Genomic DNA, 15,506 nt, shown 5'->3' on the forward strand with positions numbered 1-15,506 from the left:
CTACTCCCAGGCGTGCCAGTGCTCGGCCTGGGCGCCGCCGCCGCGCGAAGGCTCCACCTCGCCGGGCTCGTCCTCGTCCGGCTCGGGTTCCGGCTCCGGCTCCGGTTCCGCGGATCGGGTGGGCGCGGCCGACCTGGTGGGCCTCTCCTCGGGCGTGGGGTCGGCCCGCCTCTGGGCGCGGCGGTCGGGGCCAGAGTCCCGGTCGGGGCGCGATGTCTCGTACGTGGCGGGCGGTGAGTCGTCACGGCGGGCGTCGGAGCGGCCGGGCGGGTCCCCGGCCTCGCGCCCGTCGCCGTCCTTGGACCCGGTGCTGGGCGGCGGGCCGGAGACGGTCGCGGTCTGCTGCGGCGTGTGCACCACGGCCGGCGGGCCCGACGTCTCGGGCGGCCGGTGCGACCACCACGCCGCGCCGCCCGTGACCAGGGCCGTGACCAGCGCGCCGAGGCCCAGGGCGAGCAGCGGCTGCCTGCGCCTGCCGGGCAGCGTCCGCGCCGCCGACGCGATCGCCGCCGCGTCGCCGCCGGTCACCTCCGCGATCGGCACCGGCCCGGTCGGCTCCGGCCCGATGCCCCTGATGATCGCGGTCAGGCGTTGCTCCGCCTCGTCCACCGTCATCCGGTCGGCCGGGTTCTTCCTCAGCAGCCCCAGCAGCACCGGCCCCAGCACGCCCGCCCGCGACAGCGGGGCGGGCTCGGCGTGCATGACCGCGCCCAGCGTGGCCAGCGCGTTCGACCGGTGGAAGGGCGAATGGCCCTCGACCGCCACGTACAGGGTCACGCCCAGCGACCACAGGTCCGAGGCCGTCTCGGCGGGGCCGCCCGCCGCCCGCTCGGGAGCCATGAAGGCGGGGGTGCCGATCAGGATCCCGGTCCTGGTGACCGGCGCCTCGTCCTCGGTGGTGGCGATGCCGAAATCGGTCAGCACCGCCCTGCCGTCATCCGTCAGCAGCACGTTGTCCGGCTTGACGTCCCGGTGCAGCACCCCGGCCGCGTGCGCCGCGCGCAGCGCTTCCAGCAGCTGCAGCCCGACGTTCGCGGCCTCGGCCGGCCGCATCGGCCCGTTCTCGCGCACCAGCTCGCCCAGCGTCCGCGACCGGACGAGCTGCATGACGATCCACGGGTGCCCGTGCTCCTCCAGCACGTCGTACACGGCGGCCACGCACGGGTGCGCGACCCGGCCGGCCGCGCGCGCCTCCCTGAAGGTGCGCACGGTGAACAGGTCGCGTTCCGGTCCTGTCAGATCAGGGGGCGGGAGGACCTCCTTGACGGCCACGTCCCTGCCGAGCACCTCGTCGTGGGCCTGCCAGACGGTACCCATGCCGCCACGCCCGATCGTCCTGACCAGCCGGTAACGGCCCCCAACAATCCCCACAGAATCGGACATGCGGGGCGACTACCCCAGAAAGACCCGGGCAACCGCTGTCACGGCGGCGGCCGCCGCCAGAACCACCAGGAACGGAGCACGCAGCAGCAACGCGACGACCGCCGCCCCCAGACCGGCCGTGCGGGCCAGGTCGAACGCCAGCGCGCCGTCCTGCGTGAACATCTGCACCCCGATGAGCGCCGCGAGCAGCGCCACCGGCACCAGCTCGGCGAAGCGGCTCACCACCGGGTGGTCGAGCACCTGGCGCGGCGCGGCCAGCCCGGCCAGCTTGAGCGCGTAACACCCCAGGCACACGCCGGCGATCGCCCACCACAGCGCGGTCATCGCAGCATCACCACCAGCACCGCCACGGCCGCCAGCAGCACCGGCACGCCCGGCGGGAAGAACGGAGTCGCCGCCAGCGCGATGGCCAGGCCGCCGGCCGCCAGCGCGCGCAGCTCGGCGCGCTCCTTCAGCCGCGGCCACAGGATCGCCAGGAACGTGGCGGGCCCCACCACGTCCAGCCCGAGCATCCCCGGGTCGCCGAGCGAGCTCGTGCCGATCGCCCCGAGCAGCGTTGTCACGTTCCAGCCCACGTAGACCGCGGCGAAGGTGGTGAAGAAGCCCGCCCTGGCCGCCTCGGGGGTCGGCTGGGCCAGGGCGACGGCGGTCGTCTCGTCGATGACCCCCTGCGCGGTGCCCAGCTTGCGTGCTCCGCGCACCCGCAGCACGTCGGCCATGCGCAGCCCGTACAGCGTGTTCCTGGCGCCGAGCAGCAGCGCGCCCGACGCGGCAGAGACCAGGTCGCCGCCCGCCCCCACCGCGCCCGCGAACGCGAACTGCGAGGCGCCCGTGAACGCCAGCAGGCTCAGCACGCACGCCTGCGGCACGGTGAGCCCGGCCGTGACCGCCGCGGCGCCGAAGGCGACCCCGGACAGCCCGACGGCCAGGCCCACACCCAGACCGTCCCGGATGGCGGCGGAACGGAGTGTCGTCTGTTCCATGGGATATGAGGATATGCGCAGGTCACTACCGTTTCTTGTACGTTCCTGCGGTGCGTTGATAGGCAGCCGGTGGTACCCCTACCACGCGTTTGAAGTGACGGTTCAGGTGTGCCTGGTCGGTGAAGCCCACCTCGGCGGCCACGTCCGCGGGCCGCACGCCGGAGCGCAGCAGGTGCCGGGCCTGCCGCACCCGCAGCGAGTTCAGGTAGGCGTGCGGCGGCAGCCCGGTCGCCGCCTTGAACGCCCGCAGCAGCGGGAACGGCCGCGCGCCGACCATCCGCGCCAGGTCGTCCAGCGACGGCGGGTCGGTCAGCCGCTCGTGCAGCACCTCCATCGCCTGCCGCACCGCCCGCCGCCCCTCGGGCGACAGCGTCACCGCCGGGCGCGGCACCGCGTACCGGGCGAGCAGCCGCCCGAACAGCGTGCGGGTCAGCGTGGACGCCGCCAGGTCGTCGCCGCGCTCGGTCGCCTGGTGCGCGCGCGCCATCAGCGCCGCCACCTCGGGGTCGCGCACCACCTGCTCGGGGAAGTACGGGTTGCCCTTCGGCAGGCCCAGCTCGGCCGCCACCTCGCCGACCGCCGCGACCGACGGGTAGAGCATCCGGTACGCCCACCCGCCGTCCACACCGGCCTGGCCCGTGTGCACCGAGTCCGGGTTCACCAGGACCACCTCGCCCGCCGCGGCCCGGTGCAGGTCGCCCCGGTACTCGAACTCCTCCACGCCGTCGAGGATGATCCCGATCGCGTACCCCTCGTGCACGTGACGGGAGAAGCGGTGGGTCACGTAGCGGGCCTTGAGCAGGTCCACCTCGGGCACCGCCGGATGACGCCAGAAGCGGGCCCGCTCCTGCGGCCGCCCGCTCATCGCGCCGGCCGGAACGTGGCGGTGAACGTCTCGAAGAAGCGCCTGTCGCGCTCCCAGCGGGCGCCGGTGGTCTCCCAGTAGAGCGCGAACGGGCGGCCGCCGGCGGTGGTGAAACCCCGGTTGATCACGTGGATCGCGGTGCCGTCGCGGGAGCGGGTGAACTCCCAGTCGGCGGCGGGGCGGCCCTGGTACTCGATCGCGCGGATGGCGACGCGTTCGTAGCCGGGGAACTCGCCCTTGCGGAGGATCTCCCGCTCCAGCGCCCGCCAGTGGTCGGCCGGGGTCGCGTGGTCGCCCTCGGGGACGGTCCATTCGACGATCATCACGCCGGGGGTGCCGGGGCCGCTGAAGGTGACGCTGTCGCGCTGCGGGTTCTTGACGGCGCGCCAGCCGCGCGGCACGGCGACCGAGAACCCCCCGGCCGCGTTCCGATACGCCCGCCAACCGGCGGGGACCGGGTTCCCGGTGGGGGTCACGTTCCCGGTGGGCTCGCCGGTCGCGTTGCCGGTGGGCTCTCCGGTTGTGTTCCCGTCGGGTTCGCCGGTCGCGTTGCCGGTCGGCACGCCGCTCGCATTCCCGGTGGGCTCGCTCGTCGGCTCCCCTGTACCGCCCGCTGTCGGGTCCCCGCCGGGTTCCCGGGTCGGCTGGCGCGGAGGCTCTCCGGACGGCCCGTGGGTGCTCTCCGTCGGCCCGACGGCACCGATGCCCGGTTCGCTCCCCAGCAGATTGACGAGTACCACGCCTCCGCCGCCGACCACCACGAGCGCGGCCACGGCCGCCGCCACCACGACCCACCGCTTCCCGCCCGACCGCCCACCGCCGGTCACCGTCCCATACGGGGACCTCTGCGGGCCCGTCCCCTGCGGCGGCGTCCCGTACGAGCCAGAGCCTCCGTGAGAGTCGAGCGGAGCGGAATCCCCTCCGCCCGGACCCGAATGCCCGTGCGGGACGCCGACGTGATGGGGCGCTGGGCCCGCGCCGTGGGGCCCCGAGGCGCTGGCGTGGTGGGGTCCCGAGCCCACGTCGTGAGGGCCCGAGGTTCCGTACGGGGTGCCGGCGTGGTGGGGCGCTGGGCCCGCGCCTTGATGGCCCGAGGCTCCCTGCGGGGTGCCTGCGTGGGGCGGGGACGGGCTTGCGTATCGGCTGTCGGGGCCCAAGGGTGCCGGTTGCTGGTGGATTGCGCCGTACGGGCCGGGTGCCTGAAGGCCGGGGAAGGGCCGGTCCATGGACGCGGCATCGAGGAGCTGGGCGGCGTGGCCGGCGGGCAGGCGGGTGCCCGGGTCCCGCTGGAGCCAGCCCATGATCACCGGTGTCAGCGCCCCGGCCCGGCGGGGCGGCTCGACCGCGTCGCGGAGCACCGCCGCCACCGTCGCCGCCCACGAGTCGCGCCGGAACGGCGGCCCGCCCTCCACCGCCGCGTACAGGGTCGCCCCCAGCGACCACAGGTCGGACTCGGGTCTGGCGGGCTCGCCGTTCAGCCGCTCGGGAGGCATGTACGCGGGCGTGCCCACGAGGCTGCCCGTCGCCGTCAGCCCCGCCTCGGACTCCATGGTGGCGATGCCGAAGTCCGTCAGCACCACCCGCCCGTCGTCGGCCAGCAGCACGTTCTCCGGCTTGACGTCGCGGTGCAGCACCCCGGTCGCGTGCGCGGCGCGGAGCGCGTCGAGCACCCGCGCGCCGATCGCCGCAGCCCGCGCCACCGGCAGCGGCCCGTCCGCGCGGATCGCCTCCGCCAGGGAGCGGGAACGGACGAGCTGCATGACGATCCACGGCCGCCCGTCCTCCTCGACGACGTCGTGGATGACCACCACCGACGGGTGGTCCAGACGGCCCGCGGCCCTGGCCTCGCGGATGGTCCTGCGGTTGAGCTCGGCGCGCTGCCGCTCGCCGACCCCGCTGTAGCGGACCTCCTTGATCGCGACCGTACGGTCGAGCAGCTCGTCGTAGGCACGCCACACCACGCCCATGCCGCCCTCACCGAGCGGCTCGACGAGGCGGTAGCGATTGCCGACCTGCCTGTCCACGCGGGGCAGCCTACTGGTCGGGTTTGAAGGTCGCGCAGAACGTCTCGAAGAAGTGGTAGTCCTTCTTCCAGCGACTTGCGAGGTTGTGCCAGTAGATGGCGTAACCACGGCCGTTGTCGGTGATGAATCCCCGGTTGCGCACCCTCGTCTTGCCGGTGTTGGTGTTCCAGGTGAAGTCCCAGTCGGCGGCGGCCTTCTGGTAGTCGACCGCCTTGATGTCGATCAGCTGGTAGCCGCCGAACCCGTACTTGGCCGTCTTCTCCTGCTTCCGCCAGTCCTTGACCGGGTCGCTGCCAGGCTTAGAGGCCCGGTCGACCGACACGAACGCGTTGGAGCCCGCGCCGGGGCCGCGGAAGAACACCTGGGAACCCTCACGCTTGTAGACGTCCCAGCCCTTGGGCAGCCCTATGGTGAAGTCGAGCTGCTTGTCCTTGTACCACTTCCAGCCCGAGGGCAGGGTGGCGGCCTGTGCCGTCTCCTCCTCGGTGGGCGTGGGGGAGGGCGTGGCCGACGGGGACTCGCTGACCGTGGGAGAAGGGCTCGACGACGGCTCGGCCGCGTCCGTGGTCGCCGCGCCGGTCGGCTCGGAGGTGGCGGCGGTGCTGGCCGCCGTCGTGGGGCCGGGGCCGCCGGACGGGTCCTCCGGGGTGGCCCGCAGGCCGAGGTAGCCGCCGACGCCCGCGACCAGGAGCACGGCCGTCACGGCCGCGATCACCGGCAGCGCCTGGCGCCTGCCGGCCGAGTCGGCGTTCATCGTGGACTCGGCGTCGTGAGGCGGCGTCGGTGGGTGCTCGGTCGCCGGCGTGATCCGCGCGCCGGTCTCGGGCGGCGGCGCCACGGCGGGCCGGGGCGCGGGCTTGGACACCGGCTGAGGAGCGGGACGGGGCGGGGGCACCGGCATCAGGTTGGGGTCGGTCGGCATGTCGTCCTCGACCGGCGGCACCTTCGGCATCTTCGCCGTCCGCACGGCCGGTGGCTCGCTCGACGCGGCGATCGTCTGCCGCAGCAGCCGCTCCGTCTCCTCGTACATGAGCCGCTGCACCGGCTCCTTGGCCAGCAGCCCGTCGATCACCGGCGCCAGCGGCCCGGCGTGCGTGGCCGGGTCGGGCTCGTCGGTGAGCACGGCGTGCATGGTGGCCAGGGCGTTGCCGCGTTCGTGCGGCGAGCGGCCCTCGACGGCGGTGTAGAGCGTCGCGCCCAGCGCCCACAGGTCGGACTCGCGCCGCGCGGGCAGCCCTTTCAGCCGCTCGGGGGCGATGAACGCCGGCGTGCCCGCCAGCCCGGTCACCGTCAGCTGCGTCTCGGTCTCCAGCGTGGCGATGCCGAAGTCGGTCAGCACCACGCGGCCGTCGTCGGCCAGCAGGACGTTCTCCGGTTTGACGTCGCGGTGGAGCACCCCCGCCTCGTGGGCGCGGTGCAGCGCGTCGAGCACCGCCAGGCCGATCTCGGCCACCCGCTTGGGAGGGAGCGGCCCGTCGTTCTTGATCACGGCGCCGAGCGACCGTGACTGCACGAGCTGCATGACGATCCAGGGCCGGCCGTCCTCCTCGATCACGTCGTGCACGACGATCACGTTGGGATGCTCGAACCTGGCCGCGGCCCGCGCCTCACGCATCGTGCGCCGGTTCAGCAGTTGCACCTCGTCGCCCAGAGCGGCCGCGTATCTGACCTCCTTGACCGCGACGGTGCGGTCGAGCAGTTCGTCATGGGCTCGCCACACGATGCCCATGCCACCCTTGCCAATGGGTTCTTGCAGGTGGTAACGACCGGCGATGCGGCGTCCGCCCGGCTTGTGATCCGACATCAACGGCCTCAAACCCTCCCTCTAGGCCAAGAAATACTCCCATAGCCGGGGATCAACGGCGACTCGCCGCGAGGACAGTCCGCTATTCGAGAAGCCCGTCCCACTAGGTGGAGTGGGCCGTGTAAAGTGCGAACATGACTCGTCGCTACGTGTTTACCGAGCCGGCTCCGGGAGGGCCGGTCGTCAGCTAGCGACCACCTGGAGCCGGCAACAAAGGCAGAGACGCCTCGTCTCTGCCTTTTCACGTTCTTTGCCGGCTCCCGGTGAGCCGGCCGAGTGGGGAGCCGAGATGTCATCGACCTTGGAACGCCACGTGGTCCCGCTGGGCGGCCATCCCGTGGGCGAAGGGCCCGCCGTGGTGATCAGTGACCGGGTGAGCCTGCGCGAGCCTGACGCGGTGCTGCCCGCCGCCGTCACGCTCGCCGAGCCCGCGAGCGCCGCCGACCTGCCCGCCATCGCGGCCAGCGCCCAGGGCGTGGTCATCGGCGGCGCGTGGACCAGGGACATCCCGCTGGTGCGCGCGGTGGCGGGGCTGGGGCTGCCGGTGGTGGTGGAACGCCGCCGCACGGCCACCCTGGAGGAGTGGCTGGGCGTGGCCGACTACTGCGAGGCGGAGGGCGGCGTCCAGGTGATCCTGTGCGAGCACGCCGACCTGGGGCTGCTGCGCGAGGCGCGCGCCGTGTCGGGCCGCCCGGTGCTGGCGGACGTCACCGCCGACCCCGGCCTGTCGACGGCCGCCGTCGCGGCGGGCGCCGACGGCCTGATCGTGTCCGCCGACGGGCGGCACGAGGCGGAGGAGGCGGCCGCCCTCGTCGGCGCCCTGCTCCGGCCGGAGGACCCGGCCACGCTGGCCGAGTGCCGTCAGGCGATCGACCGCGTGGACGCCGCCCTGGCCACCCTCCTGGAGCGCCGCGCCGCCCTCGCGGGCCGCGTCCAGCGGCTCAAGCCGGTCGGCGGCTTCGCGGGCCGCGACCCCGGCCGCGAGCGCGCCCTGGTGGCCCGGATGGCCGAACGCGCCCCCAGCCTGGGCGAGGCCAGGCTGGCTCTCGTCATGAACGCGGTCATCGAGGCCGGGCTGCACCTCGCGGAGGAACGCGCGGCCGGATGAGCAGCCGCCCGGCCCGCTCCCCGCAGACGGTCCGCGACGCTCCCGGGGAGACCCCGGCCGCCGAGCGCCAGGAGGGGAGGACCTCCGGTGGGCGATGCCGGGAGGGTCTTCCCTCAGGGGGTGGTGAGGTGGAAGTTGTTCAGCGGGCGGCCGGGGCCGGTCGTGATCTGGGCGTTGATGAGTTCGGCGAAGCGGCGGTAGCCGTCGGCCGTCGGGTGGAAGCTGCGCGGGTCCACGGTGAGCTGCTCCATGTCCACGATCACCCCGTTGAGGTACGGGCGCGGCCGGCCCACCTCGTGGCCGTCGAACGCCTCGTACGCGTCCACGTACTCGACGCTGCCGGGCCCGCCGAAGGCGACGATCGCCCGGTCGAACTCGCCGGCCACCTCGCGCACGACGCCGTTCAGCCGCTCGGTCATCGAGTTGAGCCAGCGCTGGTCGGCGACGCCGAGGTTGTCGATCCGCCCCGGCGGCGAGGCGGGGAACGGCCGCGGGTAGCCCAGCAGCACCACCCTCGCCTCGGGCGCGCGCGTCCTGATCTCGGCCAGCACGGCCCGCATGCTGCCGCGAAGCTCCCCGATCCGGCGCCGCACCTCGGCGTCCTGGTCGACGCAGGCCGACGACCACGGGAACTTGACGATGCACTCGGTGAGCACCGGCGCGAACCCCGCGTCGTTGCCGCCGATGCTCAGCGTCACCAGGCTCGTGCCGGCGCCGACGCGCTCGATCTGCGGCTGCTGGCCGTGCTGGCCCCGCAGCAGGTTGCCGGTGGTCGCGCCGCTGCACGCCCAGAACCCCGTCTCGCCGCCGAACGCGTGGGCGCCCGCCACGAGCGGCACGTACGAGCCGCCGGCGCGGTGGCAACGGTCGGCGCCGCCGTCCAACGGCGCCTCTCCGCGCCGGTAGACGCCCTCGCCGGACGAGTACGAGTCGCCCAGCGCCACGTAGGCCCCGCCGAGCGCGACCTCGGCGGCGGTCAGCCTGGTCACCTGCGGGAGCCGGCCCGCCGGCTCCCCGGTCGCCGGACAGCCGGCGTCCAGCAGCGCGCACGCGAGCCCCGTGTAGACACCCGCCGGCAGCCCCGCGACGGCCAGCGCCACGCCGAGCAGCACCGCCGCGACGACGCCCGCCGCCTTCCTCACCCCAGTCAGCGCGACCTCCCCCGAGACTCCGCCTTCGAGGGTAGATCAGGGGACGGCTTACGGTCACGGTCGTTTTGCGTACGTTCCGGCCCCGCGGTGATCTTCGGCCGCCCGGACTGCTAAGATTCCGGTGATCGCCTGAGCCTTCCCGGCGCGGACCACGTCCGCCGGGGAGGCTTTTTTCATGTCCGGATCCCCTTTCGACGACGTGAGGCCCCGCATGACCACGCAGACCCCCGCCGCCGGCACCTGGAAGCTCGGCGACCTGACCGTCAACCGCATCGGCTTCGGCGCGATGCGGCTCACGGGCGGCGCCGCCTTCGGCCTCGGCACGCCGAGCGATCGCGACCGTCCGATCGCCGTGCTGCGCCGCGCGATCGACCTCGGGGTCGACCACATCGACACCGCCGCTTTCTACTTCTCCTCGACGCGGTCCGCCAACGAGCTGATCAACCGGGCGCTGTCTCCTTACCCGGAGGGCCTGGTCATCGCCACCAAGGTCTGGGCGGGCAGGGACCCGTCGGGCGAGTGGATCTGGGCCACGCCCGGACAGCTGCGCGGCCAGGTGGAGGAGAACCTGCGCCAGCTCGGCCGGGACCACATGGACGTGGTGAACCTGCGCATCCCGCGGAGCCGCGCGACCGGCTCGATCGCCGAGCACTTCGGCGCGCTGGCCGAGCTCCGCGACGCCGGGCTCGTACGCCATCTGGGCCTGTCCAACGCCACACCGGCCCAGCTGGCGGAGGCCGTGGCCATCGCGCCGGTGGTCTGCGTGCAGAACGCCTACACCGTGGGGGCGCCGGCCGCCGAGCAGGAGTTCCTGCGGGCCTGCGGCGAGCAGGGCATCGCGTACGTGCCGTTCTTCGCGATCGCCGGCGCGGGGCGCGAGCGGGGAGCGGTCGCCGGGGAGCAGGAGTCCGTGCGGGCCGTCGCGCGCGCCCACGGCGCGACGCCCGCGCAGGTCCGGCTGGCCTGGACGCTGGCGCAGGGGCCGCACGTGCTGGCCATCCCCGGCACCGGGAACCCGGACCACCTCGCCGAGAACGTGGCCGCGGGGGCGCTGCGGCTGACCGGCGAGGACCTGGCACGCCTGGCCGGTGTCACTCGGCTGGACTGACCGCGGGGGAGGCCGGATCTGCCGCGGCCGCGAGGCGCTTCCTGCGGAGGCGGAGCAGGAACCATCCGGCGGCGATGCCGGCGGCGACGACCGGGAGCAGGTAGAAGGCGACCCGCTGGTCCTGGTCGGCGAACGGCATCAGGAAGACCACCAGGGCGAGGAAGGCCAGGGTGAGCCAGTTGGTGTAGGGGGTGCCGGGCATCGGGAAGGCGGAGCGGTGCCCGGTGCGCCGCAGGCGGAGCTGGCAGTAGACCAGCGTGCCCCAGGTGGTGACCACGCCCAGCGAGGCGCACGCGGTGGCGATGTTGAAGGCGCGCTCCGGCACGAAGGAGAACAGGGCGATGCCCGCCAGGAACATCGACGCGGTGAACAGCACCCCGCCGATCGGGATGCGGCGCCGGCTGAGTGCGGCGGTGAAGCCGGGCGCCTCGCCCTTGAGTCCCATCGACCGGACGATGCGGCCCGTCGCGTACAGGCCGGAGTTGCATGACGAGAGTGCGGCGGTGATCACGATGAGGTTCATGGCGTCGGCCGCCCACGGCACGCCCAGACCGGCGAACACCGTGACGAACGGGGACGTGCCGGCCTCGTAGGCGGTCCACGGCAGGACCATCGACAGCAGCAGCACCGAGCCCACGTAGAAGAGCGCGATCCGCCACACCACGCCGTTGACCGCCTTCGGCATCACCTTCTCGGGCCGGGCCGTCTCGCCCGCGGCGATGCCGACCAGCTCGATCGACGCGTACGCGAACACCACCGACTGCAGGCTCATCAGCACCAGCGGGAACCCGGTCGGGAAGAACCCGCCGTGGGCCACCGCGTTCGCCGGCGTCGCCTGGCCGACGGTGAACACCACCAGCACCAGCCCGACCACCAGGAACGTGACGATGGCCAGCACCTTCAGCAGCGCGAACCAGAACTCCAGCTCACCGAAGAGCTTCACCGACAGGAGGTTCACCACGAGCACGAAGGCCAGCGCGAGCAGCGCCGTCAGCCACTGCGGGAACGCCGGCGCCCAGTAGTGGACGTAGGTGGCGATCGCGACCAGCTCGGCGACGCCGGTGAACGCCCAGTTGAACCAGTACATCCACCCGCTGGCGAAGGCGGCCCACGGCCCGATGAACTCGTGCGCGTACACCACGAAGGAGCCCGAGGCGGGCCGGTAGAGCGCCAGCTCCCCGAGCGCCCGCATGACGAAGAACGCCGCCACCCCCGCGGCCGCGAACGACAGCACCAGGGCCGGCCCCGCGGCGGCCAGCCGCCCGCCGGCGCCCAGGAACAGCCCCACGCCGATCGCGCCGCCGATGGCGATCATCTGGACCTGGCGGTTGCCCAGGGCGGGCCGGTATCCCTCGTCGGACTCCGTGTGCACTGAGTGTCTCCTTCGTGACTTTCCGTCACGGAGAGGGTATAGGCGCTGATCGAGGGAGAGGGATCCGGCACGCCGTCCCCTGCCACGCCCCGGAGTGTCGGTGCGGACCACTAGAGTCGGAGCGCACACCACACGTTCAGACCGGGAGGCGCCGCTCCATGTCGTCCAGCGACTCGTTCGTCCATCTGCACGTGCACACCGAATACTCCATGCTCGACGGGGCCGCGCGGCTCAAGCAGATGTTCAAGCAGGTCGGCGAGCTGGGCATGCCGGCGATCGCGATCACCGACCACGGCAACATGCACGGCGCCTACGACTTCTACCGGCAGGCGACCGGCGCGGGCGTCAAGCCGATCATCGGCATCGAGGCCTACGTCGCCCCCGCCTCGCGCTTCAACAAGAAGCCGGTGCTGTGGGGCGAGCCGCACCAGAAGAAGGACGACGTCTCCGCGGGCGGCTACTACACCCACATGACGATCTGGGCGCGCAACAAGACCGGCCTGCACAACCTGATGCGGCTGTCCTCGCGTGCCTACACCGAGGGCTTCGTCCGCAAGTGGGCGCGGATGGACGCCGAGATCCTCGCCGAGCACGCCGACGGGCTGATGGCCACCACCGGCTGCCCCTCCGGCGAGGTGCAGACCAGGCTCAGGCTCGGCCAGTACGACGAGGCGGTCAAGGCCGCCGCCAAGTTCCAGGACATCTTCGGCAAGGACAACTTCTTCCTGGAGGTCATGGACCACGGCCTCGACATCGAGCGCCGCGTCCGCGACGGGCTGACCCGCATCAGCAAGGAGCTGGGCATCCCGCCGCTGGTCACCAACGACTCCCACTACACCTACGAGTCCGACGCCTCCTCCCACGACGCCCTGCTCTGCATCCAGACCGGCAAGCAGCTGTCCGACCCCGACCGGTTCCGGTTCGACGGCAGCGGCTACTACATCAAGACCGCCGACGAGATGCGCGCCGTCGACTCCTCCGACCTGTGGGCCGAGGGCTGCCGCAACACGCTGCTGGTGGCCGAGAAGGTCGACCCCGCCGGGTTCTTCGAGCACAAGAACCTCATGCCGACCTTCCCCGTGCCCGACGGCCTGACCGAGGAGGAGTTCTTCCGCCAGGAGGTCTGGAGAGGGCTTGAGCGCCGCTTCCCCGAGGGCGTCGACGAGGAGCACCGCGCCTGGGTCGAGAACGAGCTGCGGGTCATCGTCCAGATGGGCTTCCCGAGCTACTTCCTCGTGGTCGCCGACTTCATCATGTGGGCGAAGAACAACGGCATCCGCGTCGGCCCCGGCCGTGGCTCCGCGGCCGGCTCCCTGGTGGCGTACGCGCTCGGCATCACCGACCTCGACCCGATCCCGCACGGCCTGATCTTCGAGCGGTTCCTCAACCCCGAGCGCGTCTCCATGCCCGACGTCGACATCGACTTCGACGAGCGCAGGCGCGGCGACGTGATCCGCTACGTCACGGAGAAGTGGGGCGCCGACAAGGTCGCGATGATCGCCACGTTCGGCACCATCAAGGCCAAGGCCGCCATCAAGGACGCCGGCCGCGTCCTGGGCTACCCGTACGCCCTCGGCGACAAGGTCTCCAAGGCGTTCCCGCCCGCCGTGATGGGCAAGGACATCCCGCTGTCGGGCATCTTCGACAGCGACCACCCCCGCTACGCCGAGGCGGGCGAGCTGCGCAGGCTCTACGAGGAGGACGTCGACGTCAAGGCGACGATCGACCTCGGCAAGGGCCTGGAGGGCCTGATCAGGCAGACCGGCGTGCACGCCGCCGGCGTGATCATGTCCGCCGAGGTGCTGACCGACCACATCCCGATCATGCGCCGCGACTCCGACGGTGTGATCATCACGCAGTTCGACTACCCGACCTGCGAGACGCTCGGCCTGCTGAAGATGGACTTCCTGGGCCTGCGCAACCTCACGATCATCGACGACTGCCTGAAGATGATCGAGGCCACCACCGGCGAGCAGATCGACCTGCTGGCGCTGCCGCTCGACGACCGCAAGGCCTACGAGCTGCTGGCCCGCGGCGACACGCTGGGCATCTTCCAGCTCGACGGCGGCGGCATGCGCTCGCTGCTGCGGCTCATGCGCCCCGACAACTTCGAAGACATCTCCGCCGCCCTCGCGCTCTACCGCCCCGGCCCGATGGGTGCCAACTCCCACACCAACTACGCCCTGCGCAAGAACGGCCAGCAGGAGATCACCCCGATCCACCCGGAGCTCGAAGAGCCGCTCAAGGAGATCCTGTCCACGACCCACGGCCTGATCGTCTATCAGGAGCAGGTCATGGCCATCGCGCAGAAGGTCGCCAACTACTCGCTGGGCGGCGCCGACCTGCTGCGGCGCGCGATGGGCAAGAAGAAGAAGTCCGAGCTCGACAAGCAGTTCGTGACCTTCGAGCAGGGCATGAAGGACAACGGCTTCTCCGCCGCCGCCATCAAGGCGCTGTGGGACATCCTGCTGCCGTTCTCCGACTACGCCTTCAACAAGGCCCACACCGCCGGCTACGGCCTGGTGTCCTACTGGACGGCCTACCTCAAGGCCAACCACCCCGCCGCCTACATGGCCGCGCTGCTGTCGTCGGTCAAGGACGACAAGGACAAGTCGGCCCTCTACCTCAACGAGTGCCGCCGGATGGGCATCAAGGTGTTCCCGCCGGACGTCAACGACTCCGACTTCGACTTCACCCCGCGCGGCACCGACATCCGCTTCGGCCTGTCGGCCATCCGCAACGTGGGCGCCAACGTCGTCGACGGCATCATCAACGCGCGCAAGGAGAAGGGCCGCTTCGCCGACTTCAAGGACTTCCTGCGCAAGGTGCCGGCGCTCGTCTGCAACAAGCGCGTCATCGAGTCGCTGATCAAGGCCGGCGCGTTCGACTCGCTCGGCCATGTCCGCAAGGGCCTGGTCATGGTGCACGAACAGGCCGTCGACGCGATCATCGACATCAAGAAGAACGAGGCCATCGGCCAGGACTCGCTGTTCGGCGCGATCGAGGGCGGCGAGGACCAGACCTTCGACGTGCAGATCCCGGTGGGCGAGTGGGACAAGACCACGCTGCTGCAGTTCGAGCGGGAGATGCTCGGCCTGTACGTGTCCGACCACCCGCTGTTCGGCGTCGAGCACATCCTGGCCGCCGGGGCCGACTGCTCGATCGCGGCGCTGCAGGACGACAGCCGTCCCGACGGCCAGGTGGTCACCGTCGGCGGCATCCTGTCGGGCGTGCAGCGCAAGGTCACCAAGAAGGGCGACACGTGGGTGCTCACCCAGCTTGAGGACCTGGAGGGCGCCATCGAGGTGATGATCTTCCCGTCGGCCTACCAGCTCTGCTCGACGATCCTGGCCGAGGACGCGATCGTGTTCGTCAAGGGCCGCATCGACAAGCGCGAGGACATCGGCAAGATCATCGCGATGGAGGTGACGGCCCCCGACCTCACCCAGGAGGCCGGCGGGCCGCTGCTGGTGAGCCTGCCGCTCAACCGCTGCACCGCCCCCGTGGTGAGCAGGCTCAAGGAGATCCTGACCACCCACCCCGGCACCTCCGAGGTCCACCTCCAGGTCCACAACGGCCCCAAGACGACCGTCCTGCGGGTCGACGACCGGCTGCGGGTGGCGCCGTCACCGGCGCTGATGGGCGATCTGAAGCAGCTGCTCGGCCCGGCCTGCCTGGGGGCCTGACCCGTCCCCGGTGGCGGAGTTC

11 protein-coding genes are annotated in these 15,506 nt (G+C 72.3%); 3 read left to right on the forward strand and 8 right to left on the reverse strand.

Going from position 1 to position 15,506, the window contains the following annotated elements; genetic code table 11:
* From ACZ6YG_RS05780 to ACZ6YG_RS05805, 6 genes are read right to left on the reverse strand one after another with little or no spacing between them, the layout of a single operon-like run.
* Positions 1-1,383 (reverse strand): serine/threonine-protein kinase, encoded by a 1,383-nt coding sequence (locus tag ACZ6YG_RS05780; RefSeq protein ID WP_466017320.1) that lies wholly within the window; start codon positions 1,381-1,383, stop codon positions 1-3.
* A 9-nt stretch (positions 1,384-1,392) separates the two neighbouring features.
* Complete coding sequence (locus tag ACZ6YG_RS05785; RefSeq protein ID WP_271279063.1) at positions 1,393-1,707, reverse strand: AzlD domain-containing protein; 315 nt, start codon at positions 1,705-1,707, stop codon at positions 1,393-1,395.
* Positions 1,704-2,366, reverse strand: a complete 663-nt coding sequence (locus tag ACZ6YG_RS05790) for an AzlC family ABC transporter permease (RefSeq protein WP_466017321.1) — start codon at positions 2,364-2,366, stop codon at positions 1,704-1,706. Before ACZ6YG_RS05790 ends, ACZ6YG_RS05785 begins: the two co-directional genes overlap by 4 nt.
* A 25-nt stretch (positions 2,367-2,391) precedes the next feature.
* Positions 2,392-3,231, reverse strand: a complete 840-nt coding sequence (locus tag ACZ6YG_RS05795) for an AraC family ligand binding domain-containing protein (protein WP_466017322.1) — start codon at positions 3,229-3,231, stop codon at positions 2,392-2,394.
* Positions 3,228-5,255 carry a serine/threonine-protein kinase gene (locus ACZ6YG_RS05800; RefSeq protein WP_466017323.1) on the reverse strand — a complete coding sequence of 676 codons (2,028 nt, stop codon included), beginning with the start codon at positions 5,253-5,255 and terminating at the stop codon, positions 3,228-3,230. The genes ACZ6YG_RS05795 and ACZ6YG_RS05800 overlap by 4 nt, the downstream gene beginning before the upstream one ends.
* 10 nt (positions 5,256-5,265) lie before the next feature.
* Positions 5,266-7,059, reverse strand: a complete 1,794-nt coding sequence (locus tag ACZ6YG_RS05805; RefSeq protein WP_466017324.1) for a serine/threonine-protein kinase — start codon at positions 7,057-7,059, stop codon at positions 5,266-5,268.
* Positions 7,060-7,348: 289 nt separating this feature from the next.
* Here ACZ6YG_RS05805 and ACZ6YG_RS05810 point away from each other — a divergent pair, with 289 nt between their 5' ends.
* Positions 7,349-8,167: a chorismate mutase gene (locus tag ACZ6YG_RS05810; protein ID WP_466017325.1), complete on the forward strand. Its 819-nt coding sequence runs from the start codon at positions 7,349-7,351 to the stop codon at positions 8,165-8,167.
* A 113-nt stretch (positions 8,168-8,280) separates the two neighbouring features.
* Here ACZ6YG_RS05810 and ACZ6YG_RS05815 read toward each other — a convergent pair whose 3' ends face one another.
* On the reverse strand, positions 8,281-9,309 hold the full coding sequence (locus ACZ6YG_RS05815; protein ID WP_187281250.1) for an SGNH/GDSL hydrolase family protein: 1,029 nt from the start codon (positions 9,307-9,309) through the stop codon (positions 8,281-8,283).
* A 220-nt stretch (positions 9,310-9,529) separates the two neighbouring features.
* Here ACZ6YG_RS05815 and ACZ6YG_RS05820 point away from each other — a divergent pair, with 220 nt between their 5' ends.
* Positions 9,530-10,426: an oxidoreductase gene (locus ACZ6YG_RS05820; protein ID WP_466017326.1), complete on the forward strand. Its 897-nt coding sequence runs from the start codon at positions 9,530-9,532 to the stop codon at positions 10,424-10,426.
* Here ACZ6YG_RS05820 and ACZ6YG_RS05825 read toward each other — a convergent pair.
* Positions 10,410-11,798, reverse strand: coding sequence for an amino acid permease (locus ACZ6YG_RS05825; protein ID WP_222709019.1), 1,389 nt, complete (start codon positions 11,796-11,798; stop codon positions 10,410-10,412). The two genes, ACZ6YG_RS05820 and ACZ6YG_RS05825, sit on opposite strands and share 17 nt — an antisense overlap.
* Before the next feature lie 158 nt (positions 11,799-11,956).
* Between ACZ6YG_RS05825 and dnaE the strand changes: the two genes are divergently transcribed.
* Positions 11,957-15,484: a DNA polymerase III subunit alpha gene (gene dnaE / locus ACZ6YG_RS05830; RefSeq protein WP_148032653.1), complete on the forward strand. Its 3,528-nt coding sequence runs from the start codon at positions 11,957-11,959 to the stop codon at positions 15,482-15,484.
* The last annotated feature ends 22 nt before the right edge of the window (positions 15,485-15,506 follow it).

Source organism: Nonomuraea sp. NPDC054003, assembly GCF_055585125.1.

Bases quoted from the DNA above. Each gene is read 5' to 3' on its own strand.
- ACZ6YG_RS05795 (WP_466017322.1), bottom strand. From the start codon at position 3,231: ATGAGCGGGCGGCCGCAGGAGCGGGCCCGCTTCTGGCGTCATCCGGCG.
- ACZ6YG_RS05820 (WP_466017326.1), top strand. From the start codon at position 9,530: ATGACCACGCAGACCCCCGCCGCCGGCACCTGGAAGCTCGGCGACCTG.
- ACZ6YG_RS05785 (WP_271279063.1), bottom strand. From the start codon at position 1,707: ATGACCGCGCTGTGGTGGGCGATCGCCGGCGTGTGCCTGGGGTGTTAC.
- ACZ6YG_RS05805 (WP_466017324.1), bottom strand. From the start codon at position 7,059: ATGTCGGATCACAAGCCGGGCGGACGCCGCATCGCCGGTCGTTACCAC.
- dnaE (WP_148032653.1), top strand. From the start codon at position 11,957: ATGTCGTCCAGCGACTCGTTCGTCCATCTGCACGTGCACACCGAATAC.
- ACZ6YG_RS05780 (WP_466017320.1), bottom strand. From the start codon at position 1,383: ATGTCCGATTCTGTGGGGATTGTTGGGGGCCGTTACCGGCTGGTCAGG.
- ACZ6YG_RS05810 (WP_466017325.1), top strand. From the start codon at position 7,349: ATGTCATCGACCTTGGAACGCCACGTGGTCCCGCTGGGCGGCCATCCC.
- ACZ6YG_RS05790 (WP_466017321.1), bottom strand. From the start codon at position 2,366: ATGGAACAGACGACACTCCGTTCCGCCGCCATCCGGGACGGTCTGGGT.